We start from the raw sequence: 22,763 nt of genomic DNA on the forward strand, positions 1-22,763 counted from the left end.
CGCTTCGTGCAAAATGATGCAGCAACTTCAATAAATTAATCGGCATGCCGGCGATAAATTCAGGTGATCGCAGCTTTTTCGCGCAGCCCTTGACGCAGGGCTTTCGCCCGGCAACATGCGCCGGTCTTTTCCTCCCATCGGAGCAAGCTTTCCAGATGTCACTGTCCGCCGAAGCGATCGCGACGCTGTCGCACGTGTCCACCGCCACCATCACCACGGTCCTGCTCAAGAAAGGCCTGCGCAACATCTGGATGCGCGGCACCAAGCCCTTGAAGCCCGGGCAGAAGCGGTTGGTCGGACCGGCCTTCACGTTGCGCTTCGTGCCGGCCCGCGAGGATCTGGCGACGCCGGAATCCTGGTCGTCGCCGATCTCGACCCGGACCGCGATCGAGGCGATGCCGGCGGGCTGCATTGCCGTGGTCGACGCCATGGGCATCACCGATGCCGGGATTTTCGGCGACATCCTCTGCGCGCGCATGGTCAAGCGCGGGGTGACGGCACTGATCACCGATGGCGTCGTGCGTGACGTCGAGGGCGTCCTCGGCACCGGCCTGCCGGTTTGGTGCGACGGCTACGCCGCGCCGCCGTCGGTCGCAGGCCTGACCTTCGTCGGCTGGGGCGAACCGATCGGCTGCGGCGGCGTTGCCGTGTTTCCGAACGACGTGGTGGTGGCCGACCAGGACGGCGCGGTGCTGATCCCGCAGGCGTTCCTTGACCAGGTGTTGGCCGAGGGGCCCGAGCAGGAGCGGATGGAAGCCTGGATCGTCAACGAGGTGAACAATGGCGCCCAGCTGCCCGGCCTCTATCCGATGAATGCAGAAACCAAGGCGCGCTACGCCGCATCCAAGAAATAACGTCAAGAGAGCGAGGTAACCCCATGGATATCCACGTTTCCGGCTCGCGGCCGACCCGCCGCGCGCCGAAGGAGAACTTCACCGGCAGCGTACTGCAGGACCCGATCAACATGGCGCCGGCGCCGGCCCGGCTGAATGCCTCGCGAGTATCGTTCGAACCCGGTGCGCGCACCGCCTGGCACACCCATCCGCTCGGGCAGACGCTGTACGTGATATCAGGCATCGGCCGCGTGCAGGCCAAGGGCGGCCCGATCCGGGAAATCCGCCCCGGCGACGTCGTCTGGATTCCGCCGAACGAGAAGCACTGGCACGGCGCTTCGCCCGACAACAGCATGACCCATATCGCCATGCAGGAGGCGCTCGACGGCGTCTATTCGACCTGGATGGAGCACGTCACCGACGAGGAATATAGCGGCAAGGTCGGCTGAGCCGGCGTAGCAAGCCAAAGGAAAGCCCCGCGCACTGCGGGGCTTTTTTGTTGCTCGTATGCGCAGCCCGGATGGAGCGAAGCGCAATCCGGGATTGTCACCGCGGGACAAGTTGCCCCGGATTTCGCTTCGCTCCATCCGGGCTACGATTTGCAGGCAATCAATTCACCCGCGTCCAGGTCTGGCCGCCGCAGAACATGCCGCCGAACGCGCAGCCCTGGACGCGCAGCGTGTCGGGGCTCTTCAGGGCGATCGTGGAATCGTAGGTGCTGCCGCTGTTCGGATCGAAGATGCGGCCGCTCCATTTGTCCTTGCCCGGCTTCATGTTGATCAGAACCTGCTCGCCGTTGGTGTTCGATTTCTTGTCGACCGAGTAACCGCAGAGATTGGCGCCGCATTGCTCGATGCGGACCTTGCCTTCCTTCTCTTCGGTCAGCCAGACGCCGAGCGGCGAGTTGGCTTGTTGCACGGGGTTCGCTGCCGGCTTGGGCGCAGACGATGCGGCGCCGACGGTGGGCGCTGAAGCGGGTTTTGCCGCCGGCGTCGCGCTTTGTTGCACAACTGGCGGCGCGGGCGGTGGCGGCGGTGTGGTCGCTGCCGTGGCCGGAGGGACGCTCGTGCTCGCGGGCTCTATCGTTGTTGCGGGCGCCGCCGGAGCAGCCGCCTGATCAATGGCAGAAGGAGAGGGTGAGGCAGCGACTGCGGGGGGCGTGGCAGGCACGGACGGAGAATCCGTCCTGGCATCCTTTGGAGCCGTCTCGCGCTTCTGCTCGGCGTCCCTATGCTTGGCGCGCTTGGTGCTGCGGCCGGTATTGTCATAGACGCCGGGGATCGAAACCGTTCCACGATCGGGATCGATACGAATGGTGCGGCCGCCGTAATCGAACGTATATTGCGCCTGCGCTGTCGCCGTGCTGGCCAGCACAAGCGTGGCGATCGCCAGAAGCTTTCTCATCTCGACCTCCAGTGCAGGGAATCCCTTTCGCGAGGCTATTTGGTGGCTGCCTCGCTGAACGTGCCCCAAATCACGGTCAGAACATGAGTCGTGTCCTCGCGCCCCAGGTTCAAATCACCGGATTGCGATCTGGTTTCAGGCCGCGCGCATCAATTTGCGGCCCGCGAGCAGTGAACTTGACCCAGGCTATTCAAACCACGCGGCATAGATCTTCGCGTAGCTGCCGTCTTCGCGCGCGATGTGGAGCCACTGGTCGACGAACGCCTTCAAGGCGACGTCGCGCTGCATCCAGTAGGCCTTTTCCGCGAAGTCGAACGGCTTGTCGGGATGCACGGCGCAGAGCACGCCGGGATGCAGCTTCTGCTGATAGCGCGTCTCGGACGCGTCGGTCATCATCAGGTCGGCGTCACCCTTGGCGATCTCGTCGAAGATTTTGGTGTTGTCGTTGAAGACACGGATGTCGGCGGCCTTCACGTTGGCGCGCGCAAAACGCTCGTTGGTGCCGCCGGGATTGACGATGACACGGGTGCCGGGCTTGTCGATCTCGGCGATCGTCTCAAACTTGCCCTTGTCGGCGCAGCGTGCGATCGGCGTCTTGCCCTCGCGCATGATCGGCGTCGAGAACAGACCCTTCTTTTGTCGGTGGAAGGTGATGGAGACGCCGCCCATCGCGATGTCGAAATTGTCGGCCTCGAAATCCTTCATCATCTGCGGCCACGATGTCGGCACGAACTCGACCTTGACGCCGAGCGCCTTGCCGAGCGATTGCGCCATGTCGACGTCGAAGCCGCGAAACGCCTTCGTCTCCTTGTCGAGCGCCGTGAAGGGCGGGTAGTCGCCGGTCATGCCGACGCGCAGCGTGCCGCGCTTGACGATCTCATCGAGCCGGGACGGCGCCGGCTGCGCTTGCGCAGCAGAAACAAGCAAAGCGAGAACGAGGCCGGCCAGCGCGCGAAACATCAAGTTCTCTCCATCCGCTTTTTTGCGATGCCCGTGAGCACGTATCGCGTTTCAGGCCTCGTTGCGGTCCTTGCTCTCCTGAAGGGCGGCCGCCGTGCGGCTGACGATCTCGTGCCTGAAATGCTCGAAGCGCCGCCGCGCTTCGGCCTCGCGATCGTCGACGAATTTGATCGCGGCGTCCCTGTCCATCGGGCCGTTGACCAGCGGGGTCGATCCTTCGCCGACGGTCTCGTCGACATAGTATTGGGCGCCGTCCTCGCGCACCGTCCAGCGAAACCGCAGCGCGGCCATCGGGCCTGGTCCGGACTTGGAATAGCCATTGGCCTCGATCGGCTGAGGCGGCGGGATCGGCTCTGGCTCCGGCACGCTCGGCTCGGGTTCGCTTGGCTCGGTCTCACTCGGCTCAGACTGTTCGACCAGGAGCTCGGACTCCTCGATCGACGCAGGCTCAACCGTCGTCGGCTCGGCAGGCGCGGCGTCCATCGACTCCGTCTTGATGGACACGGCCTCGACGGTAACGACCTCGATGGATGTTGGCAGGGGCGGTGGCATCGCTATCGAGACCGGCGGCTCCTCGGCAGGCTCAGGTGCGTTGTCCGCCGCTTTGTCGGACGACTTGGTGTCAGACGGCTTGGACTTCTCGGGAGGCGTCGTCGTCTGATCGAGAATGCTCGCGATTGCGGCGAGCGCATTGTCGGTCGGGTCACTCACGGTTCGGTCTCCCAGGCATGACGCCGGCGGAATCGTGCCGACGCCCTTCCTATCTACCTGATTGGACTGCCCTTTGTCGCGTCCGATTGAGCTAGGCGCAAACCGGCGGACGCCGGTCCTTCCAGGGACGAGCCTGTTCGAGCTGGCCGGCCAGGCGGAAAAGCAGCCCTTCCTCGCCAAGCTTGGCCGCGAACATCATGCCGAGCGGCAGACCGGCCTTGTTCCAGGCCAGCGGCACCGACATCGCCGGCTGCCCGGACATGTTGAACATCGAGGTGCCAGGCATGTAGCGGCGCAGCACCGGCGCGATGTGGGTCAGGTCCTCGGACATCGTGTTCAGCTCGCCAATGCGTAGCGGCGGTGCGCACAGCGTCGGGCTGAGGAAGATGTCGCAGCCCTCGAAAAAGGTCGCAAGCCCGCGCGAGATTTGGAACGCCGCAAGCTGCGCGGCGACGTAGTCGGCGGGGGTCATCTTGACCGAGTTCTGGCCGCTGGAGAGCGTCAGCCGCTCGACATCGTCCGAGGTCAGCGTGCGCCCGACGCGCTGTTCGAGCAGGCGGATGGTCAGCGCCGTGTTGCCGCCGACGATTGTTGTCATGACCGCGGCGGGATCGGCGGCAAGCGGCGGCGCGCGCTCCTCGACATGATGGCCGAGGCCCGCGAGCAGCTTGGCGATGTCGCGGACCGCCGCGGCAATTTCGCGATCGATCGCATCGCCATAGGGCGACTTGTCGGTGAAGCTGATGCGCAGATGGCCGGGATCGCGGCCGACTTCCTGGGAAAACGGCCGCTCCGGCGGCGGCGCGACATAGAGGCTCGACGGCTCCGGGCCATGGATCGCATCCATCATGACCGCGCTGTCGCGGACGCTGATGCTCAGCACATGGCCGACGGAGAAACCGCCCCAGCCTTCGCCGCGATCGGGACCGCAGGGGTTGCGGGCGCGCGTCGGCTTCATGCCGAACACGCCGGAGGCAGAGGCGGGGATCCGGATCGAGCCGCCGCCGTCGCTCGCATGCGCGACGGGCAGGATGCGCGCGGCGACCGCGGCCCCCGCGCCGCCGGACGAGCCGCCGGAGGAATGGTCGAGATTCCAGGGATTGCGGGTCGGGCCGAACAGGCGCGATTCCGTCGTCGGCATCAGGCCGAATTCCGGGCTCGCACTCTTGCCGAAGATCGCAAGACCCGCATCGAGGAAACGCTGGGTCAGCGTACCGTTGTGATCGGCGACGAAGTCCTTCAGCAGGCTGGCGCCCGACGTGGTGCGGGTGCCCTCGAGCAGATCGAGATCCTTGAGCAGGAACGGCACGCCGGTGAAGGGGCCATCAGGCAACCCCTTGGCGATCTGGCGCTCGGCGTAGTCGTAGTGCTTGACGACGACCGCGTTGATCTTCGGATCGATGGCCGCGGTGCGCGCAATCGCCTCGTCGAGCAGTTCCTTTGGCGTGACGTCCTTCTTGCCGACGAGCTCGGCGAGACCGACCGCATCGTAGTTGCCGAATTCCTTGAAAGCCATGTGCATGCTCCGCATCGCCGGGCCGACCTCGCGGGATCGGCCGCGGCGCCAGCGAGAAAGGCTGAAAGCTCAGCCGAGGACGTCCTGATTGATCACGTTCTGGCGCAGCGGATTGCCGTCCAGCACGCTCAGGATATTGCGCGCGGTCTGCTCGCTCATGCGATCGACAGCCTCGACGGTCACGCCTGCGACGTGCGGTGCCATGATCACATTTGGCAAAGCGTGCAGGGGCTGGCCGACCGGCGGCGGCTCGACCTCGAACACGTCGAGGCCGGCGCCGGCGAGCTTGCCCGACACCAGCGCGTCGTGCAGCGCCTTCTCGTCCACGATGCCGCCGCGCGCGGTGTTGATGAGATAGGCGGTCGGCTTCATCAACCTGATCCGCGTGGCGTTGAACAGGCCAACGGTCTCGGGCGACTTCGGGCAATGGATCGTGACGAAATCCGCCCGCGGCAGCGCCGCTTCGAGGCTCGGCACCGCCTCACAGCCGGCCGCGGTGATCTCGCCGGCCGCCTTGTAGGGATCGTACACCAGCACGTTCATTTCCATCGCGAGGCAGCGCTTGGCGGTGCGGGTGCCGATGCGGCCGAAGCCGACGATCAGGACCGTCTTGCCGTACAGGTCGAACGGCAGCACGCCGAGGCGGCTCGCCCAGGTGCCGTCCTTGACCATCGCGTGCATCTCGTTCGCGCGCTTGGCCAGCGTCAGCATCATGAACAAGGCCTGCTCGGCGACCGACGGTGAGTTCGCGGTGCCTGCGACCATCAGCGGCACCTTGCGGCGCGACAATGCCGGCACGTCGACCGCGTCATAACCGACGCCGATCCGGGTCACCACCAGCATGCCCTTGGAGGCCTCCAGCTCCGCCTCGCCGAAGCAGGTCGCGCCGAGCGCCACGCCATGGACCGGCGCATGCTGCTCCAGCATCGCCTGGAAGTCCTTGGCCGAGATCAGGTTGGGAAATTCGACGAGTTCTACATCATCCCGTTCATTGAGGAGGGCTCGTGCCCCCGGCGACAAAGTCTGGGTGATGAAAATCTTCTTCTTGTTGGTAGCCATTTCCTGCCCTTGAGGTTTCCTGTGCGCCGTCAAAGCACGGCGCCGGTCACCTCGTTTAGCAAATGCATATTGTTGAGGTCCACAGCCAATCGGAGCGGGCTGCCATCCTGCGCGCCGGCATTGGGATTGACCCGGCCGCAGAGCTGGGAGCCCTCGAGCGTGAAGTAGACCAGCGTCTCCATGCCCATCGGCTCGGTGACGTCGAGCACTGCGTCGAACGGCTCGATACCGGGCTCGGCATGCGGCCGCGCCTCCATGACGTGCTCAGGCCGCAGACCCAGCAGCAGCTTGTCGGTGCGGGAGAGGCCCTGGTAGCGGGCGGCGCGCGCCGGCGGCAGCGGGAAGGAGAGGCGGTCGGTCAGCCGCACGTTGAGCTTGCCGCCGACGTCCTCGAGCCGGCACGGCACGAAATTCATCGCGGGCGAGCCGATGAAGCTTGCGACGAAGCGGGTCGCCGGCTTGTGATAGAGTTCGTTGGGCGTGCCGATCTGCTCGATCCTGCCGTGGTTCATCACCACCACGCGGTCGGCCAGCGTCATCGCCTCGACCTGGTCGTGGGTGACGTAGACCGTCGTGGTGCGGACCTTCTGGTGCACCTTCTTGATCTCGATCCGCATCTGCACGCGCAGCTTGGCGTCGAGGTTGGACAGCGGCTCGTCGAACAGGAACACCTTCGGGTTGCGCACGATCGCGCGTCCCATCGCGACGCGCTGGCGCTGGCCGCCGGAGAGCTGCTTCGGCTTGCGGTCGATCAGGTCGGTGATGTCGAGCATCCTGGCGGCTTCCGTGACCCGGCTCTTGATCTCGGCCTTGGGGTAGTGCTTCAGCCGCAGCCCGAATGACATGTTCTCGGCGACCGTCATGTGCGGATACAGCGCGTAGTTCTGGAACACCATCGCGATGTCGCGGTCCTTCGGCGGCACATCGTTGACGACATCACCGCCGATCATGATATCGCCGTCCGAGATGTCCTCGAGGCCGGCGATCATCCGCAGCGTGGTCGACTTGCCGCAGCCGCTCGGCCCGACCAGCACCACGAACTCATGGTCGGCGATATCGAGGTCGATGCCGCGCACCGCCTCGACCTCGTCGTAACGCTTAACCACCTTGCGCAAACTGACGTCGGCCATGAATCCTACCCTTATCCTACCTTTGTCGCGTTCAGCCCTTTGTCGCACCGGCGGTCAGGCCGGCAATGTAGTAGTCCATCAGGAAGGCGTAGATGATCAGCGGCGGCGCGGCGCCGAGCAGGGCGCCGGTCATGATCTGTCCCCAGTTGAAGACATCGCCCTTGATCAGGGTCGTGATGATGCCGACCGGCAGCACGAGCTGGTCGGTCGAGGTGGTGAACACCAGGGGATAGAGGAACTGGGCCCAGGAGACGGTGAAGGCAAAGATCGTCGCCGCGATCAGGCCGGGCAGGGCGACCGGGATAAAGATCCGGGTCAGCGTCTGGAACCAGCTCGCGCCGTCGATGATCGCGGCCTCGTCGAGCTCCTTCGGGATCGAGGCGAAATAGCCGATCATGATCCAGGTGCAGAACGGCACGGTGAGCGTCGGATAGATGAACAGCAGCACGTACCAGCGATTGATGAGCTGAACGCCGGTCCAGTCGCCGATCACGGCGAACATCTTGAACAGCGGGATGAACAGCAGGCTGTCCGGAATGAGATAGGTCAGGAATACACCGGTCGCGAGCGTCGCCGAACCCCAGAACTTCATCCGCGCCAGCGCAAAGGCCGCGGGCACGCTGATCAGCATCGTGATGGTGACCACGATGATCGAGACCCAGGCCGAATTCCAGAAGAAGCGCAGGAACTGGTTCGAGGTCAGGAGCTGAATGTAGTTCTCGAGTGTCGGGTGGTACACCCACCACGGATTGGTCGCTGCCGAGATCTCCGCGCTGCCCTTCAGCGAGGTGATCAGCATGTAGAGCGGTGGCACCAGCGAGAAGATCGCAAACAGCGTCAGGAAGAAATAGGACCAGCGCAGCGCCCAGGTCCGGTCGCGGCTCATGCTGCCGTATTTGATCTTGCGGGTTGGTCCGGACTTGTCGATCGTCACCGTGCTCATCAGGATTCATTCCCGCGTTTGTTGATGTCGCGCAGGATGAAGATCGCCGCGACCGCGAGGATCGGCACCATGAACAGCGAGACGCTGGCGCCGAGCGGAATGTCGCTGCCCTCGATGCCGACGCGGAACGCCCATGTCGCGAAGATGTGGGTGTGGTCGAGGGGGCCGCCCGCGGTCAGGATGCGCACGATGTCGAAATTGGCAAAGGTCACGATCAGCGAGAACAGCGTGGTGATCGCGATGATGTTGCGCATCATCGGCAGGGTCACGTACCAGATGCGCTGCCACCAATTGGCGCCGTCGATCGCGGCCGCCTCATAGAGCTGCTCGGGTACCGATTTCAACGCCGCCAGATACATGATCATGAAAAACGGCGCGCCGTACCAGACGTTGACCAGGATCACCGAGAAACGCGCCCACATGGCGTCGCCGGTCCACGGGATCGGCCCGATGCCGAAGTACGCAAGCGTGTAATTGAAGGCGCTGTAGGACGGATCGAACAGCCACAGCCAGGCCAGCGTGCTCATGGCCGGCGGGATCACCCATGGCACCAGCAGCATGCCGCGCCATTTGCGCTGCTTGTTAGCCGGCACGTTGTGCACGAAATGCGCGACGATGAAGCCGATCAGCGCTTTGAACACCACCGCCGAGATCGCGAAAATGCAGGATTGCTTGACCACCAGCCAGAAGGTCTCGCGCTTGAACAGGAACTCGAAATTGCCAAGGCCGACGAACTTGGTCATCGCCTTGTTCAGCGTCGCCAGATGCAGCGAGTAGATGGCCGGATAGATCACCAGCACGCCGATCAGGAGGATCAACGGCAGCGCCATCAGGAACGCGGACATCGACTTGCGCCGCAGCGCGTTGCGCAGACCGGTGCGCCGTCGCCCTGCCGGGGCTGCGGCTGTACGGTTGGATTGGAATGCGACGTCAACCATAACGCAGGTCCCTCGCGCGGGTTGGTTGCACGGCTCGCCGGTTCGGCGGCCGGGATGTGAAGACGAGACCCCGCGCGGCCGGCACTACGGACGGTCGCGCGAAAGCTCGCTCGTCGTCAGCTTCGCATGAAGCCTTCGCACTCGCCCTCGGCCCAGGCGAGGGTCTTCTCCATGCCTTCACCCTGGAAGTAGCGCAGGCACATCTTGGTCAGGGTGGCCTGGAAGTAGATCTGCTGCGCGACCTTGGGCGGGGCAGGCGAGGCCGCCATCGACAGCGTCTGGTGCTTGAAGGGGTTCGGGTAGTGGAAGAGCGTGCCCTTGGGCGGCCCTACCTCTTCCCAGACCTTCAACGTCGTGAGCTTTTCGTAGGCCGGCAGGTCGTAGCCGCCGCTCGCGACCACCATCTTCTCGATCGATGCCGGTTGCGACAGGTGAGACAGCAGGCTCTTGGCGGCCTCCTTGTTCTTGGAGAACGACCAGATCGACCAGAAGAACGGCAGGTAGGGCGCGAAGCGTCCCTTGGGTCCGGCCGGGAAGCCGTGGGTCCAGCATTGCTCCGCGACTTGCGGGGCATCGCGCTTGGCGACCGCCCATGCGCTCGGCGGGTTCATGATCATCGCGCCCTTGCCGGCGACCAGCCACTTGTTGTTGGAGGCATCGTCCCATGCGGAGACATCGGGCGGCAGGAAGGCGAGCAGCTTCTTGTAGTACTCGAGCGACTGGCGCACCGCATCCGTCTTGACGGTCAGGTTGCCCTTGGCGTCGACCAGCTGCGCTCCGAACGAGTGGAAGATCGCGCCCGCGGTGTCGACACTGTCGCTGGTTTCGCCGAGACCGATGCCGAACGGGAACCCGGCCTTGTGGCAGGCTTCGGCCGCCTTGAGGAACGTATCGAGCGTCCAGTTGTCCGCCTTCGGCGGGCTTCCGGCCGGATACATCTCCTGGACGTCGATATTGGCGTATTTCTTCATCAGGTCGATGCGCGAGCAGGGGCCCTTGATCTGGCTGCCGACGCTGGCGGGAACACCGAGCCATTTGCCGTCGGCCTGGCCGAGATATTTCACCGTGCCGTTGACGTCGCCGTTCAGCTTGAGGAGCGGGTCCATGATGTCATTGACCGGCTCGAGCAGCTCGGCATTGGCCTGTGGCCACCAGGTCGGCATCTGGAAGATATCGTGACCGGATTTCGCCTGCGCTTCGGCGGCGATGGTCACGATGTTCTTGTTGCCCTGGCTGGTGATGTAGTCGAGCTGGACCTCGACCTTTTCCTTGGCGGCCCATTCATTGACGAGCTCGGTGGAGGCACTGTTCGCACCCGGCACCCAGTGATCCCAGAAGCCCATCGAGAGCTTTCCGGCTGCGTAGGCGCCACGTACGTAGGGGGCTGTAATGAGCGCCGCCGATGACAGCGCTGTCGCTGCAACGAATTCTCGGCGCGAAAGCTTCTTCCGTGACATGGCATTCCCTCCCTGGTAGCCGACGGACAAAAGACTTTTTGAATCCCGTTGTTGTTTTTGTGCGTCGCGTTCGCGCGACGTCGCGGGATTTCATTCACACTGATCAGAACAGAATTGCCGGCTGCTGTCGAGAAACGAGATGCCTATGCCAAGTAGTACTAACGTTGTGGTCAAATCGCAGGCAGTGTCATCAGCATCACTACAGTTGCCCCGTGGTTTGCCGTGCTTGCGGTGATCATGCTGCGACGCACGCGGAGGTTGGCACAGCGATGCTCGCGGACGGTGCGCGGTTGAGCCGCAGGTTTCCGGCCACACCTGACCGAGCCATGTTCCGTCATGTTGATGCCCGGCGCGACCGATGGACTTGCCGAAGCCGGAAACGATAAACTCCGGATTCGTCGAACCTGCCCGCCGCGTCAGTCCAAGCCACCATCGATCACGGAGACCCGATCATGCTCATCCCGGTAGCGAAGCTGCGAGCGCAGTGGAGATTGTGCGCCGCGGTTGGGGCCGCCGCCGTCACGCTGCTTGCAGTGCCTCATATGGTCGATGCGCAGATCGTGCAGGGCGTCGAAAACGGCGCGCGCGAAGGCAACAAGGCCGCCGGACCGGTTGGCGGAGTTCTCGGCGGAGCAATCGGCGGCGTCGTCGGGGTGGTAACCGGCGTGACCGGGGTCTTGACCGGTACCAATGCCGGAAACGGAAAGAACGCCCAGCCTCCGGCGTCCAGCGACAAGCAGGGCGCCAAGGCCGCCAAATCGGCCAAGGCCGCCGCCAAGGACAAGGGCGCGAAGCAAGCGCCGACCGTGCTGACCCAGGCCGGGGCGCCGCAGCTCACGGCCGAACAGATCGTCGCCAACAGCGACGCCAACATCGAACGGATCAAGAAGGAGCTCAACCTGACGCCGGAGCAGGAGAAGAATTGGGCCGGCTTCAACAGTGCGATGCACTATCTCGGTCACAATGGCGCCGACCGCCTCAACCTGCGCATTGCACGGGCGCAGCGCGATCCGCCTGATGACATCATCGAGCAGATGCGCAACGAGGCCCAGTTCCTCAATGACCGCGCCGTCGATCAGCGCGGCGTCGCCGACGCCGCCGAGCCGCTCTATGCGAGCCTCGACGACAAGCAGAAACAAATCTTCATCAACGAAATGGTCCGGCTCAGCCACGAGCGCGGGCTCGATTAGCGCCATTTCCGACGGCGAAGTGGGGACGAATAGCCGGGCCACCAAGCCCTGGGGTAGGTTAAAGGCGCAGCACCCGGCTATTCTGCCGCAGCGGCGCGGCCCGGTTAATTCGTCATTCAATGTTGAAGAAAAACGGACCGGATCACGCCCGAGTGATGGCCGAGTCAGGGCCTTGTCGGGAACCACTTTGCTGAGATGAAAGTTTGGCCAGCACATGCGCCGGCCAATTGTTGAGCAACGGAATAATCCGGCGAAGACCGGTTCAGCTCTTCGGGAAGTTCAGCTCCACGCCGACGCCGTCGGGATCGTAGAGGAAGATCTGGGTGTCGCCGGTGCGCGGCACGATCTGCTCACGGAAGCTGACGTTCTTCGCCTGCAGGCGCTTGCGCACGGCATCGACGTCGGTGGCGGCGAAGGCAATATGATCGAGCCGCCCGGTGTCTTCATATTTCTTCTCGGTGCCGCGCACCACGATGCCGTCGCGCGGTCTGCGAGTGCCCATTAAATGGACAGTGGCCTGGCCGCCGGAATAGAGCCAGTAGCCGGGGAAATCGAGCGGCGGACGATCGCCATTCTCGAGCCCGAGCACATCGCAATAGAACGCCTTGGTCTTCTCCAGGTCCTGCGGTTCGATCGTGAAATGCTGTAGTCCACCCAGTGGCATGGTTCTTCTCCCTGAGAAATCGGGTTAAACGAAGCTGAGGTCGGCATCGACGCCCAGCATCCAGGCGCCGACGGTCTCGAAATGGCTGAAGCGGCCCTGCAGTTGCTGGGTCACGGTGTGGATGTCGCGGAAGCGCCGCTCCAGCGGATGGCCGTCGAAGATCGCGGTGGCGCCGGCCGTGTTGTAGGCGAAGTCGACGGCTTCCCGTGCCTTGTGGATGGCATGCGTTGCCGCCATCCGGATCGTCATGCGCTGCGCGACCGTAATGCTGTGCCCGGCAACCAGGCATGCCAGATATCCGCCATCGACTGCAGCAGGAAGGCGCGGGCGGCGCGCAGATTGACCTCGGCCTGCGCGAGGCCGGATTGCACCACGGCATTGTCGCGCAGCGTCTTCTTCATGCCGCGCGGCACCTTGTTGCGGGCGACGTCGATGAAATCGTCCAGCGCGGTACGGGCGATGCCGCAGGCAACCCCGGCGAAGCCGACCTGATAACAGGTGTGGTTACTCATCCGGTACAGCGGACCATTCTCGCGGCATTCGCGATCGAACTCGCGGGTGATCGAATGGTCCGCGCGGACGAAGACGTCGTTGAGCGCGAACTGGTCGCTGGCGGTGCCGCGCAGCCCGACCGTGCTCCAGATGTCGGACCATTCGACGTCTTCGGTCCGCACCAGCATGGTGCGCTCGACCTGCTCGCCATTGGCGTCGCGGCGCGGCGAGCCGTCCGCGGCATAGACCGGGCAGTGGGCGCCAAGCCAGGTGGCGTGCCGCCCGCCTGATGCAAACGACCAGACCCCGGTGACGCGGTAGCCGCCTTCGCACTCGACCGCCTTGACCTTCGGGCCGGGTCCCCAGGCCAGCACAGCGCGCGGATCGGCAAAGACCTCCTGCGCGACCGGCAGGTCGAGATAGGCCGCCGACATCGCACAGCCGCCGGCCTGGCTCAGGCACCACGCCGTCGAGGCATCGGCCTTGGCGATGGTTTCGATGACATGGAAGAAGGTGACGGGATCGGTCTCGACCCCCTCCGTCGAGCGCGGCAACAGCAGGCGGAACAGCCGCGCCTCATGCAGCCGGTCGAGCAGATCGAGCGGCAGGCGGCGGGTCGTCTCGATCTCGTCGGAGGCGGCTGCAACCGCGTCCCTGACCGCCTCGGCGCGGGCGATCACGTCGCGATCGCCGGCAAGATCGGCAGAAGGTGCGTTCATGTTCACCTCCCTCAGGCGCGCCGGATGGTTGCGGAGGCCGCGACGTCGGCCGTCGCGTTGAGCTCCTTGTCGATCTGTTCGATCGACTTGCCCCGGGTCTCGAGCCCGAAGAACAAATAGACGGCGCCGGCCATCAGGAACCAGCAGCCGAGATAGACGAAGGCGGTCGGGATCTGGGTCAGCGGCACATCCGGCTTGAGATAGTTGTTCGAGCCGACGATCAGGGCAAGCCCGACTGGTCCGATGATCTTGCCGATGCCGCCGAAGCCATAGGCCGATCCCATGCCCGTGGTGCGCAGATGCGACGGCCAGACCTCCGCGGCATAGGGGCCGACGATCGCGAAGCCGCCGTCGGCGAAGAAGAACGCGGCGCCGAGCAGCAGCCAGAACGCCGACATGCCGAACAGCGTCGCGTCGTAGTGATAGCCGGCAATGATGGTCAGCGCGCCGGCGCCGAAGCCGAGCAGGCCGCCGGCGATGCGCCGTCCCAGCAGTTCCGAGAAGTAGGAGAACGAGATGCGTCCGAGGAAGCCGGTGATGCTGAGCAGGATCATCATTTTGGCGGCCTCCTGCGGCGAAACCTTCAGGAGCAGCACGAACAGCGCGGGCGCCCACAGCGTGATGCCGTAGACGCCGGTCTGCGCGCCGGCATTGCCGAGCCAGGAGACGATCAGGCTGCGCGGATATTTGAACAGATCGAACCAGCTTGTCTTGACGATTGGGCCGGCGTCGGCCGCGCTCGGTAACGGCAGCTCCGATGGTGGCACCTGCAGCGCCCAGGCCAGCGACTTGCGGGCTTCGTCATAGCGTCCCTGCCGGCACAGCCAGCGCGGCGACTCCGGAACCCAGAGCCGGACCAGCAGCACCAGGACAGCGGGCAGCACGCCGATCGCAAACAGCAGCCGCCACTGATCGGTGCCCATGATCGCGCCCAGAACCGCGCCGAGGCCGACGCCGAGCGGGATCACGCAGGTCACGAGCCCGCCGACCCAGCCGCGCTTATGCGAGGGCATGAACTCCTGCACCAGCGGCAGGTCGACACAATAAAGTCCGCCGACGCCGGTGCCGACGAAGAAGCGCAGGATCGCCAGATAGACCCAGCCATTGTCGGGCGTGAAATAGAGCAGGCCGGTCGCGATCGAGAAGTTCAGGACGGTGCCGACGAAGACGATGCGGCGCCCGACCCGGTCGGCGAGCCAGCCCCACAGATAGGCGCCGAGGATGGCACCGATGCCGGAACTCATCAGCACGGTGGCCGATTGGCCAAAGGTGAGTTTCCACGGCCCGATCAGGAACGCGAGCACAAAGCCGATCAGGAAGTAGTCGAAGAATTCCAGCGCATCGCCGATGATGGCCGCCGCAAGGATCTTGATCTGGTTGCCGGTCAGAGTCGTCCGGCGATCGAGAATCTCGAACATGGCGCGTCTCCCCATGGCGCCTGTTCGTTGTTGTTGGGAGCGTGCGTCGCGCCAGCGCATCGCCCATAGGGTGAGGCTATCCTCGCGCTGTCGCGAACGGCAAGCCCGCACCGACGCGGGGCTCATCTGCACGGGCGCGATAAGCAATTTGGCCTACTGCTGCGCACAAATCGTGGTGCGAAAGCCTGATGCGGGCCGCGGGACCCGTTGACTCCTGCAATGCCGATCGCCCACGTTTGCGTGAAGAAAGTTTAGGGGGCAGGCCGGGTGGACGAAAAGCGCAAGCATCCGCGAACCGAGGTCAATGAACCCGGCTATGTCTCGTCGGGCGGCTCGGTCATGCATTGCACGATCGTGAACATGTCGCCGGAAGGGGCGGCCATCGAGGTCGAGAATCCAGCCTTCGTCCCGCACAGATTCCGCTTGGTGATGGCCCGGGACGCCTCGGTCGTCTATGACTGCCAGGTGATCTGGAGCAAGAAGACGCGGATTGGAGTGAGTTTCGTGACGGCCGCCTGAGTGCGGCAATCTCCAGGGAACGCCGTGACCGACCGTGCCAGGTGGGGCGGGTCTGGTTGCTGGAACAGCAGGTGAGGCGCCGATGACTCCGGAACCCGCAACAATCTGCCTCGGCTGCTGGCAAAACCTGCATATGCCGATCCCGTTGCGCGGTCCCTTGTCGGCGCCATTCCGCCTGTTCGGTGTCCGGCCGAGCCGTATGAATCCGAACACCTGCACGATCTGCGAGATGGCCTTCTCGAAGATCATGAAGGCGCGCGCCGTGACCATCGACGCCACCCTCCTGTTCGCCGATTTGCGCGGCTACACCACGCTGACGCAGACCATCGCGCCGGCCGGGCTGACATCGCTGCTCGATGCGTTCTACGACGACTGCGCCGCCGCGATCTGGCGCTATGACGGCATTCTCAACAAGACGATCGGCGATGCCGTGTTCGCGATCTTCAATTTTCCGGTGCGGCGGGAGGATCATGCCGTGCAGGCCCTGCTGGCGGCGCGCGAGATCCAGCGCCGTTTCCAGGATAGGCACGATGCCCTGGTGCGGGCGATCGGCGCCGGCGACATCGAGCTCGGCATCGGGATCGGGATGGACAGCGGTGACACCAATTTCGGAGAGTTCGGCCAGACCCATCGCGACCTGACCGCGGTCGGCACGGTCGTCAATCGCGCGGCACGCGCCCAGGCGATGGCAAAATCCGGCGAGATCCTGGTCACGACGGCCGTGCGCGACCGAACCCGCGACATGATCACCTCGGCCGGTTCCGATTATACGCTGAAGGGCTTCGACCAGCGGGTGACGCTGTTTTCTGCCTGAATTGACGCGGCGCAAAAAAACGGCTCCAGCGTGCCATAGCGCGCCGAAGCCGTCGGGATGGTCGTTTGCCGATTACGAACGTCGCCTCAACGCCGGACCGGCGGCTTCGTTCCCGCCCACGTGAAATCCTTTTGAACCGGGTCAGCGCCACATGCCGCGCATCCGGGCGCCGATATCGATCGGCGGCGCCCGGCTGGCGGAGGAGGCCTGCGCGGCCGCGGCGCGCGGCCATGTAGTCCGCTCGAACATTGGCAGCAGCCGTTCCGGGATGAAGCGGGTACGCGAGGCGTACATGTGGCGGTCACCCTTTGCGGCCTGGCCGTGCACGAAAAAGCGCTGCGGCACCAGCAGATGCAGATCGTCCTTGGCGCGGGTCATGGCGACATAGAGCAGGCGGCGCTCCTCCTCGAGCTCAGCCGACGTGCCGGCGCCGAGATCGGACGGCATGCAGCCGTCGACGACGTTGAGCACATACACGGACCTCCATTCCTGCCCCTTGGCGGAGTGGATGGTCGACAGGATCAGATAATCCTCGTCGAGCAGCGGCACGCCGGCCTGGTCGCTGGTCGCGTCGGGCGGATCGAGCGTGAGCTCGGTGAGGAAGCGTTCGCGCGACGGATAGCCGGCAGCGATCTGCTCGAGCTGAATGAGGTCGGCGCGGCGGACCTCGCTGTCCTCGTGGATTCGATCGAGATGCGGCTCGTACCAGAGCCGCGCGCGTTCGATGTCGACAGGCCATTCCGAGTAGCGAAGGTTCTCGATCGCCTCGACGAACAGCCGCCAGTCGGCGCCGGCACGGGGCGGGGCGGGCAGCGCCACGAGTGCTGCGATCGGATCGGCGGCTTCTGCCATGCGGTCGAGCACGCGCTGCGCCGAGGCCGGCCCGACGCCGGGCAACAGATGCAGGATGCGAAAGCCGGCGACCCGGTCGCGCGGATTGGCGGTGAAGCGCAGCAGCGCCAGCATGTCCTTGACGTGCGCGGCATCGAGGAATTTGAGGCCGCCGAACTTTACGAAGGGAATGTTGCGGCGGGTCAGCTCGACCTCCAGCGGACCGCTGTGCGAGGAGGTGCGGAACAGCACCGCCTGATGCTTCAACAGCGCGCCTTCCTCACGGTTGGCCAGCACCTGCTCGACGATGTAACGGGCTTGATCGGCTTCGTCGCGGATCGTGACGAGCAGCGGCTTGCGGGTCGAGGTCCGGTCGGTCCACAGGTTCTTGGTGAAGCGTTCCTTGGCGAGCGAGATCACGCCGTTGGCGGCCGCCAGGATCGGCTGCGTCGAGCGATAGTTGCGGTCGAGCGTGACGATCTCGGCGGCCGGGCTGAACTGCGCCGGGAAGTCGAGGATGTTGCGCACGGTGGCGGCGCGGAACGAGTAGATCGACTGTGCGTCGTCGCCGACGACGGTGAGCCCGCGTCCCGCCGGTTTGAGCGCGAGCAGGATAGAGGACTGCAGGCGGTTGGTGTCCTGATATTCGTCGACCATCACATGGTCGAAGCGGCCGCCGATCTCCTCGGCCAGGGCCGCATCGGTCACCATCTGCGCCCAGTAGAGCAGCAGGTCGTCGTAATCGAGCACGTTCTGCCGCTGCTTGGCTTCGACATAGGCCGCGAACAATTGCTTCAACTCGCTGGCCCAGCCGGAGCACCACGGGAAGAACTGGCCCAGCACGGCCTCGATCGGCATCTCCGCGTTGACGCAGCGTGAATAGATTGCAAGGCATGTGCCTTTGGTGGGAAACCGGCTTTCGGTGCGGGAGAAACCGAGATCGTGGCGGACCAGGTTCATCAGGTCGGCGGAGTCCTCACGGTCATGGATCGTGAAGGCCGGGTCGAGCGCGATGCGTTCGGCGAATTCCCGGAGCAGCCGCGCGCCGATGCCGTGGAACGTGCCGGCCCAATTCAGCGCATCGGTCATGATCGAGGCGCGATCGCCGAGCACACGCCGTGCGATGCGCTCGACGCGGCCGGCCATCTCGGCGGCTGCGCGTCGCGAAAAGGTCATCAACAGGATGCGGCGCGGATCGGCGCCCGCGACGATCAGATGTGCGACGCGATGGGCGAGTGTATTGGTCTTGCCGGAGCCTGCGCCCGCGATCACCAGCAACGGGGCGCCGACGATGCCATCCTTGCCGACCCCGTGCTCGACGGCGCGGCGCTGCTCGGAATTGAGCGCATCGAGATAGGCTGTGTTGGCAAGATCAGGCACGAATCACCCCCACGAAACGCTAACAGACATTGCGATTCCGTGGAGCCGGCGCACCTCCATGGGAGCAGAGAAATTAGATTGACATTAACGCGCCGCGGAGCACAACCGCGCCATGGCTGATGTTTCCAAATCCGACACGCCGCTGAAGGCGACATTCAGAGTGCGGCTGAACGGCGAGACGGTGACGCTCGCGACCGTTGGTCAGGCCTACCGCTTCATCAGCAATCTCAGCGCCGTCGAATGGATGGAGTTCCGCTCGCTGCATGACGACGCGCTGGTCGCGCTGGAGCGCGCGGCCGGTAACGCCATGCTGACGGTGCAGGCAACCTTCGCGCTGCGGATGCTGTTCGTCCGCGCCAAATTGCTCTGAAAAGAAATGGGCCGCCTTGGCCCTCCGCGGCGGCCCGAGAGTGCGGCCGAAGCGCATTGCGCACCCGGCCGTCGCGTGTACCGCCGTTACCTTGTTTGCGGCCATAACGAACGGGCCTTACGAAAGGCGCGCCGATTCGGCTGTAGCTGCAACACCACAATCAGTGGCCGACGTCGTCGACGAGGCGGTCGTACACAAGGGCAGAGCGCAGGTTCATTGTTGCGATCCTCAGATAGCTGGGTTCGCGCATCGCGTTGTTGAACATCATGATCGCCGTCTTCCAGTACCCGCGCTCGCGCTGATCAATGTTCAGCGCTGACAGGTAGTCCGCCGCGTCGCCAACGGTCGCGAGCGTTCGCCCGTCTTTCAGCGTGATCGGGAACGCAAGCGGCGACCGCTTCTCCAGCTCTAGCACGAAAGGCTCCCCCAAAAGGCAAACAGCAATAGCAGAACAGACCTAGCTGCGTCGCTATATCAAAGCCTTAAGGGAGTGTCCGGGTTGGGCAGTTCAGAAGGAATCCGCCAGTGCGATCTCCGCCCGGAGGGCATCGATGCGCCGTTCGGCTTCCTCCGATGTCAGGTCGCGTGCGTACTGGTTCGGCTGATAGGCCTCCTCGGCCAAGGTCCGCAACCGTAGCGCTTGGGCACGCGACATCAGCCCGCCCAGCCGCTCCGCAACCCCGCCAAATCTTACCGCTGCCATGCTCATCGCTCACCTCACTTGCCGGATCGTGACTTGACAATATGTTCTATTTTTGTTCTAACAAGCCATGGACAACAAGATCAATGAAATTCGTCGCAAGATCAGCACTTTGCGGGCTGAGATGACCTTGGTCGAGGCGTCGATCCGGGATCAGGTCAACCGCGATCTGGATTGCAGCGAAGCGTCATACCGGCTGATGGCAATGCGCGCCGAAGTGACCGAGCTCATCGGCCGGTGGAAGGCCGCCGGCGGCGGCGAGCGCCTCCCCACGGTGCGGGAGCGGCTGAGCCGAAGCTTTGCGGATCGTGCCGTCGCGACCGGCAAGCCGGCACCCGACAAATCGGACAAAGGCAAGCTCAGGCCGGGCCAGAGCAACGCCAGGGTTTGACCGGTCCTCCCGAGCGGGAGGGCGCGTCACACACCGGCGCGAGTCCGAATCTGGTTTCGAGGCGGGAACCCTAGCCGCGGGTGGGCATTTTCTTGTGGTGAGAGCCAACACCATAGCATCGCCCAGCGCCATGATCGCCGATCCGACCGCGCCACCGCGGGCATCGATGAATGACGATCGCAGCCCGTTGCTGACGCTGATCTCCTGCATCAGCTGCATCAGGACGATGCGGCTTGAGAGCAGCTCTCCGGGCAGCGAGGGCAGGGACATCCTTCAATATCGCTGCGAACAATGCAGCCGCATCGAACGGGTGCAATTGGTGCGGCGAACCTGGCCAGCGGACCGTTAGCCCTCGATTTGAAGATTATGACCGCGCTCTCGCCTTCCTGGGCAGATCTTCATTTGCCGGGAGATCGTCCGACACGCTTACGGAGCGTTGCCCCGTCAGCTTCGAGAGTTCGCGGCTGAGGTCTTGAATGCGGTACGGCTTGCGCAGGACCGGAAAGTCGGACCGCACGTTGCGCGCACTCTCGCTGTAACCCGTCGTCAGCAGGATCGGCAGCTCGGGCCTCCTGTCGCGGATCGTGCGCGCCAGCTTCAGCCCATCCATCTTGCCGGGCATCACGATGTCGCTGAACACCACGTCGACCCCGTTGGTCTCGATTTCCGATAAGGCAGCCTCTGCGTTCGAAGCCCAGCGCACGGTGTAGCCGAGCTGTTCGAGCAGGCCCGTGCTCGCATCGGCGACCGCCGGATTGTCCTCGATCAGCAGGACCGTTGCGGAGCCGCGCACGCTGTCGCCCGCGGTCGTACCCGTTGCGGCCTCGGTCCCGCGCGGGAGGTAGATGCTGACCGTGGTGCCCTTGCCAAGCATGCTTGCAATCTCGATCCGGCCGTCCGCCTGGTGGGCGAAGCCGTGGACCTGGGACAGTCCGAGGCCGGTCCCTTTGCCGACCGGCTTGGTGGTGAAGAACGGGTCGAAGACCTTGCTCAGCACATCCTGGGGGATGCCTTCGCCGGTATCGGCTACGCTGACGGCCACCTCGGTGGTTGCGGGTACGTTTCGGGCCGAGACCGTCAGCGTGCCGCCACTAGCCATCGCGTCCCGCCCATTCACGACAAGGTTGATCAGCGCGGTCTCGAATTCGTTCGAGTCGACGAAGATCGGCCAGAGATCCGGCTGGATCTCCAAGTTCAGCTTGATCGCGCCGCCGAGCGCGCTGCTCAGCACCTCGCGCACCGCGGTGATCCTGTCGGCGACATCGATGGTCTGCGGGTTGACGCTCTGGCGGCGCGCGAAGGTGAGCAGCTGGCTGGTCAGGGATGCGGCGCGGTCGGATGCGGTTTCGATCGCGCTCAGGGCAAGCTGGCCGCGCTCGCTCGTCACCTCGCGCTTGATCCGGTGCAGGTTTCCCGAAATGATCATCAACAGGTTGTTGAAGTCGTGCGCGACGCCGCCGGTCAATTGGCCCAGCGCATCCATCTTCTGCGATTCCGCGAGCTGTCGCTGCACCAGTTCGAGCTTCTGCTGCGCCTCACGCCGCTCGGAAATGTCCCGCGTGATCTTGGCAAAGCCGACCAGACTGCCGTCGCTGTCGCGGATCGGATCGATCACGACGCTGGCCCAGAAGAACGAGCCGTCCTTGCGGACTCGCCAGCCATCCTCCTCGTAATGCCCGGTCTCTTCCGCGATCTTGAGCGCGCGGGCCGGCTTGCCCGCGGCTTGGTCGGCCGGCGTGTAGAACCGCGCGAAGCTCTGGCCGATGATTTCGTTTGGCGAATAGCCCTTGATGCGCTCGCCGCCGGCGTTCCAGTTGGCGACGATGCCGGCCGGCGTCAACATGTACAGCGCGTAGTCGGTGACGTTGCTCACTAGTAGGCGGAACTGGCTTTCGCTGGCGTCGAGATCCGCGCGCGCCTGTTGGCGCTCGGTCACGTCGCGGGTGACCATCGCATAGCCGATCAGCTTGCGCTTCTCGTAGATCGGATCGATGACGACAGAGGCGTAGAATTGCGAGCCATCCTTGCGGATGTACCAGCCCTCGGCCACGGCGTGCTTTTCCTTCCGCGCCATCCGCAACGCCATCGCGGGAAGGCCCGATGCACGATCCTCCTCAGGGTAGAAGACCGAGAAGTGCTTGCCGAGAATCGTCTTGGCCGGATAGCCGGTGATGCGCTCGGCGCCCTTATTCCAGTTGATCACCCGTCCATCGGGGGCGAGCGTGCAAATCGCATAGTCAATCGCCCCTCCGGCCAACAGGCGGAAGCTGCGTTCGCTTTCGAGAATGCCCCGCTTGAGCTCGTCTGACTTTTTAACCATCACC

General features: G+C 64.4%; 24 protein-coding genes. 7 read left to right on the top strand and 17 right to left on the bottom strand.

All coding sequences use genetic code 11. The annotated features are described in order from the left end of the window. The first annotated feature begins 155 nt into the window (after positions 1–155). Both AAFG13_RS04550 and AAFG13_RS04555 read left to right on the top strand, forming a co-directional pair. Entirely contained in the window at positions 156–854 is a 699-nt protein-coding gene (locus tag AAFG13_RS04550; RefSeq protein WP_342711250.1) for a ribonuclease activity regulator RraA, read from the top strand. Between the two features lie 23 nt (positions 855–877). Further along, complete coding sequence (locus AAFG13_RS04555) at positions 878–1,282, top strand: cupin domain-containing protein (protein ID WP_342711251.1); 405 nt, start codon at positions 878–880, stop codon at positions 1,280–1,282. A gap of 160 nt (positions 1,283–1,442) precedes the next feature. Here the strand turns inward: AAFG13_RS04555 and AAFG13_RS04560 are convergent, their stop codons facing one another. The 9 genes from AAFG13_RS04560 to AAFG13_RS04600 form a co-directional block, all read right to left on the bottom strand. Then, positions 1,443–2,237 (bottom strand): DUF2147 domain-containing protein, encoded by a 795-nt coding sequence (locus AAFG13_RS04560; protein WP_342711252.1) that lies wholly within the window; start codon positions 2,235–2,237, stop codon positions 1,443–1,445. A 186-nt stretch (positions 2,238–2,423) separates the two neighbouring features. Next, a complete protein-coding gene (locus AAFG13_RS04565) occupies positions 2,424–3,197 on the bottom strand; it encodes a transporter substrate-binding domain-containing protein (protein WP_342711253.1) in 774 nt (257 codons plus the stop codon). A 51-nt stretch (positions 3,198–3,248) separates the two neighbouring features. Further along, complete coding sequence (locus AAFG13_RS04570; RefSeq protein WP_342711254.1) at positions 3,249–3,908, bottom strand: hypothetical protein; 660 nt, start codon at positions 3,906–3,908, stop codon at positions 3,249–3,251. Between the two features lie 91 nt (positions 3,909–3,999). After that, complete coding sequence (locus AAFG13_RS04575) at positions 4,000–5,424, bottom strand: amidase (protein ID WP_342711255.1); 1,425 nt, start codon at positions 5,422–5,424, stop codon at positions 4,000–4,002. A 69-nt stretch (positions 5,425–5,493) separates the two neighbouring features. Next, the gene (locus tag AAFG13_RS04580) at positions 5,494–6,483 is read right to left on the bottom strand and encodes a hydroxyacid dehydrogenase (protein WP_342711256.1); all 990 of its coding nucleotides are present in this window, start codon (positions 6,481–6,483) and stop codon (positions 5,494–5,496) included. A gap of 29 nt (positions 6,484–6,512) precedes the next feature. Then, positions 6,513–7,613, bottom strand: a complete 1,101-nt coding sequence (gene ugpC / locus AAFG13_RS04585) for a sn-glycerol-3-phosphate ABC transporter ATP-binding protein UgpC (RefSeq protein WP_212314432.1) — start codon at positions 7,611–7,613, stop codon at positions 6,513–6,515. A gap of 31 nt (positions 7,614–7,644) precedes the next feature. Continuing rightward, entirely contained in the window at positions 7,645–8,556 is a 912-nt protein-coding gene (locus AAFG13_RS04590; protein ID WP_212314434.1) for a carbohydrate ABC transporter permease, read from the bottom strand. Next, on the bottom strand, positions 8,556–9,494 hold the full coding sequence (locus AAFG13_RS04595; RefSeq protein ID WP_212314436.1) for a sugar ABC transporter permease: 939 nt from the start codon (positions 9,492–9,494) through the stop codon (positions 8,556–8,558). The genes AAFG13_RS04590 and AAFG13_RS04595 overlap by 1 nt, the downstream gene beginning before the upstream one ends. A 116-nt stretch (positions 9,495–9,610) precedes the next feature. Then, positions 9,611–10,951, bottom strand: a complete 1,341-nt coding sequence (locus tag AAFG13_RS04600) for an extracellular solute-binding protein (RefSeq protein WP_212314438.1) — start codon at positions 10,949–10,951, stop codon at positions 9,611–9,613. 542 nt (positions 10,952–11,493) lie between these two features. Between AAFG13_RS04600 and AAFG13_RS04605 the strand changes: the two genes are divergently transcribed. Further along, positions 11,494–12,141, top strand: coding sequence for a Spy/CpxP family protein refolding chaperone (locus tag AAFG13_RS04605; RefSeq protein WP_342713545.1), 648 nt, complete (start codon positions 11,494–11,496; stop codon positions 12,139–12,141). Between the two features lie 262 nt (positions 12,142–12,403). Here the strand turns inward: AAFG13_RS04605 and AAFG13_RS04610 are convergent, their stop codons facing one another. The 4 genes from AAFG13_RS04610 to AAFG13_RS04625 are packed head-to-tail and all read right to left on the bottom strand — an operon-like array spanning position 12,404 to position 15,434. Then, positions 12,404–12,805, bottom strand: coding sequence for a VOC family protein (locus AAFG13_RS04610; RefSeq protein ID WP_342711257.1), 402 nt, complete (start codon positions 12,803–12,805; stop codon positions 12,404–12,406). A 24-nt stretch (positions 12,806–12,829) separates the two neighbouring features. After that, the gene (locus AAFG13_RS04615) at positions 12,830–13,042 is read right to left on the bottom strand and encodes a hypothetical protein (RefSeq protein ID WP_179077535.1); all 213 of its coding nucleotides are present in this window, start codon (positions 13,040–13,042) and stop codon (positions 12,830–12,832) included. Positions 13,043–13,050: 8 nt separating this feature from the next. Continuing rightward, entirely contained in the window at positions 13,051–14,016 is a 966-nt protein-coding gene (locus tag AAFG13_RS04620; protein ID WP_342711258.1) for an acyl-CoA dehydrogenase family protein, read from the bottom strand. Positions 14,017–14,027: 11 nt separating this feature from the next. Then, complete coding sequence (locus AAFG13_RS04625; protein ID WP_342711259.1) at positions 14,028–15,434, bottom strand: MFS transporter; 1,407 nt, start codon at positions 15,432–15,434, stop codon at positions 14,028–14,030. A 267-nt stretch (positions 15,435–15,701) separates the two neighbouring features. On the opposite strand from AAFG13_RS04625, the gene AAFG13_RS04630 reads away from it, so the two are divergent. Both AAFG13_RS04630 and AAFG13_RS04635 read left to right on the top strand, forming a co-directional pair. Next, a complete protein-coding gene (locus AAFG13_RS04630) occupies positions 15,702–15,953 on the top strand; it encodes a PilZ domain-containing protein (RefSeq protein ID WP_212314445.1) in 252 nt (83 codons plus the stop codon). 82 nt (positions 15,954–16,035) lie between these two features. Then, positions 16,036–16,767 carry an adenylate/guanylate cyclase domain-containing protein gene (locus AAFG13_RS04635; RefSeq protein ID WP_342711260.1) on the top strand — a complete coding sequence of 244 codons (732 nt, stop codon included), beginning with the start codon at positions 16,036–16,038 and terminating at the stop codon, positions 16,765–16,767. Positions 16,768–16,908: 141 nt separating this feature from the next. Here the strand turns inward: AAFG13_RS04635 and AAFG13_RS04640 are convergent, their stop codons facing one another. Continuing rightward, positions 16,909–18,978 (bottom strand): ATP-dependent helicase, encoded by a 2,070-nt coding sequence (locus tag AAFG13_RS04640; protein ID WP_342711261.1) that lies wholly within the window; start codon positions 18,976–18,978, stop codon positions 16,909–16,911. A 112-nt stretch (positions 18,979–19,090) separates the two neighbouring features. Here AAFG13_RS04640 and AAFG13_RS04645 point away from each other — a divergent pair, with 112 nt between their 5' ends. Further along, a complete protein-coding gene (locus AAFG13_RS04645; RefSeq protein ID WP_342711262.1) occupies positions 19,091–19,348 on the top strand; it encodes a hypothetical protein in 258 nt (85 codons plus the stop codon). A gap of 160 nt (positions 19,349–19,508) precedes the next feature. Here AAFG13_RS04645 and AAFG13_RS04650 read toward each other — a convergent pair whose 3' ends face one another. Both AAFG13_RS04650 and AAFG13_RS04655 read right to left on the bottom strand, forming a co-directional pair. Continuing rightward, positions 19,509–19,763, bottom strand: a complete 255-nt coding sequence (locus AAFG13_RS04650) for a hypothetical protein (protein WP_176531323.1) — start codon at positions 19,761–19,763, stop codon at positions 19,509–19,511. Between the two features lie 93 nt (positions 19,764–19,856). Then, positions 19,857–20,057: a DUF3072 domain-containing protein gene (locus AAFG13_RS04655; protein ID WP_229166414.1), complete on the bottom strand. Its 201-nt coding sequence runs from the start codon at positions 20,055–20,057 to the stop codon at positions 19,857–19,859. 61 nt (positions 20,058–20,118) lie between these two features. On the opposite strand from AAFG13_RS04655, the gene AAFG13_RS04660 reads away from it, so the two are divergent. Continuing rightward, positions 20,119–20,439: a hypothetical protein gene (locus AAFG13_RS04660; protein ID WP_212314449.1), complete on the top strand. Its 321-nt coding sequence runs from the start codon at positions 20,119–20,121 to the stop codon at positions 20,437–20,439. Positions 20,440–20,803: 364 nt separating this feature from the next. Here AAFG13_RS04660 and AAFG13_RS04665 read toward each other — a convergent pair whose 3' ends face one another. After that, on the bottom strand, positions 20,804–22,759 hold the full coding sequence (locus tag AAFG13_RS04665; protein ID WP_342711263.1) for a PAS domain S-box protein: 1,956 nt from the start codon (positions 22,757–22,759) through the stop codon (positions 20,804–20,806). Positions 22,760–22,763 lie beyond the last annotated feature (4 nt).

This window comes from Bradyrhizobium sp. B124 (assembly GCF_038967635.1).
GTDB lineage: Bacteria > Pseudomonadota > Alphaproteobacteria > Rhizobiales > Xanthobacteraceae > Bradyrhizobium.

Bases quoted from the DNA above. Each gene is read 5' to 3' on its own strand.
- AAFG13_RS04560 (WP_342711252.1), bottom strand. From the start codon at position 2,237: ATGAGAAAGCTTCTGGCGATCGCCACGCTTGTGCTGGCCAGCACGGCG.
- AAFG13_RS04645 (WP_342711262.1), top strand. From the start codon at position 19,091: ATGGCTGATGTTTCCAAATCCGACACGCCGCTGAAGGCGACATTCAGA.
- AAFG13_RS04590 (WP_212314434.1), bottom strand. From the start codon at position 8,556: ATGAGCACGGTGACGATCGACAAGTCCGGACCAACCCGCAAGATCAAA.
- AAFG13_RS04625 (WP_342711259.1), bottom strand. From the start codon at position 15,434: ATGTTCGAGATTCTCGATCGCCGGACGACTCTGACCGGCAACCAGATC.
- AAFG13_RS04605 (WP_342713545.1), top strand. From the start codon at position 11,494: ATGGTCGATGCGCAGATCGTGCAGGGCGTCGAAAACGGCGCGCGCGAA.
- AAFG13_RS04610 (WP_342711257.1), bottom strand. From the start codon at position 12,805: ATGCCACTGGGTGGACTACAGCATTTCACGATCGAACCGCAGGACCTG.
- AAFG13_RS04620 (WP_342711258.1), bottom strand. From the start codon at position 14,016: ATGAACGCACCTTCTGCCGATCTTGCCGGCGATCGCGACGTGATCGCC.
- AAFG13_RS04665 (WP_342711263.1), bottom strand. From the start codon at position 22,759: ATGGTTAAAAAGTCAGACGAGCTCAAGCGGGGCATTCTCGAAAGCGAA.
- AAFG13_RS04575 (WP_342711255.1), bottom strand. From the start codon at position 5,424: ATGGCTTTCAAGGAATTCGGCAACTACGATGCGGTCGGTCTCGCCGAG.
- AAFG13_RS04615 (WP_179077535.1), bottom strand. From the start codon at position 13,042: ATGGCGGCAACGCATGCCATCCACAAGGCACGGGAAGCCGTCGACTTC.
- AAFG13_RS04565 (WP_342711253.1), bottom strand. From the start codon at position 3,197: ATGTTTCGCGCGCTGGCCGGCCTCGTTCTCGCTTTGCTTGTTTCTGCT.
- ugpC (WP_212314432.1), bottom strand. From the start codon at position 7,613: ATGGCCGACGTCAGTTTGCGCAAGGTGGTTAAGCGTTACGACGAGGTC.
- AAFG13_RS04595 (WP_212314436.1), bottom strand. From the start codon at position 9,494: ATGGTTGACGTCGCATTCCAATCCAACCGTACAGCCGCAGCCCCGGCA.
- AAFG13_RS04660 (WP_212314449.1), top strand. From the start codon at position 20,119: ATGGACAACAAGATCAATGAAATTCGTCGCAAGATCAGCACTTTGCGG.
- AAFG13_RS04550 (WP_342711250.1), top strand. From the start codon at position 156: ATGTCACTGTCCGCCGAAGCGATCGCGACGCTGTCGCACGTGTCCACC.
- AAFG13_RS04600 (WP_212314438.1), bottom strand. From the start codon at position 10,951: ATGTCACGGAAGAAGCTTTCGCGCCGAGAATTCGTTGCAGCGACAGCG.
- AAFG13_RS04655 (WP_229166414.1), bottom strand. From the start codon at position 20,057: ATGAGCATGGCAGCGGTAAGATTTGGCGGGGTTGCGGAGCGGCTGGGC.
- AAFG13_RS04580 (WP_342711256.1), bottom strand. From the start codon at position 6,483: ATGGCTACCAACAAGAAGAAGATTTTCATCACCCAGACTTTGTCGCCG.
- AAFG13_RS04635 (WP_342711260.1), top strand. From the start codon at position 16,036: ATGACTCCGGAACCCGCAACAATCTGCCTCGGCTGCTGGCAAAACCTG.
- AAFG13_RS04555 (WP_342711251.1), top strand. From the start codon at position 878: ATGGATATCCACGTTTCCGGCTCGCGGCCGACCCGCCGCGCGCCGAAG.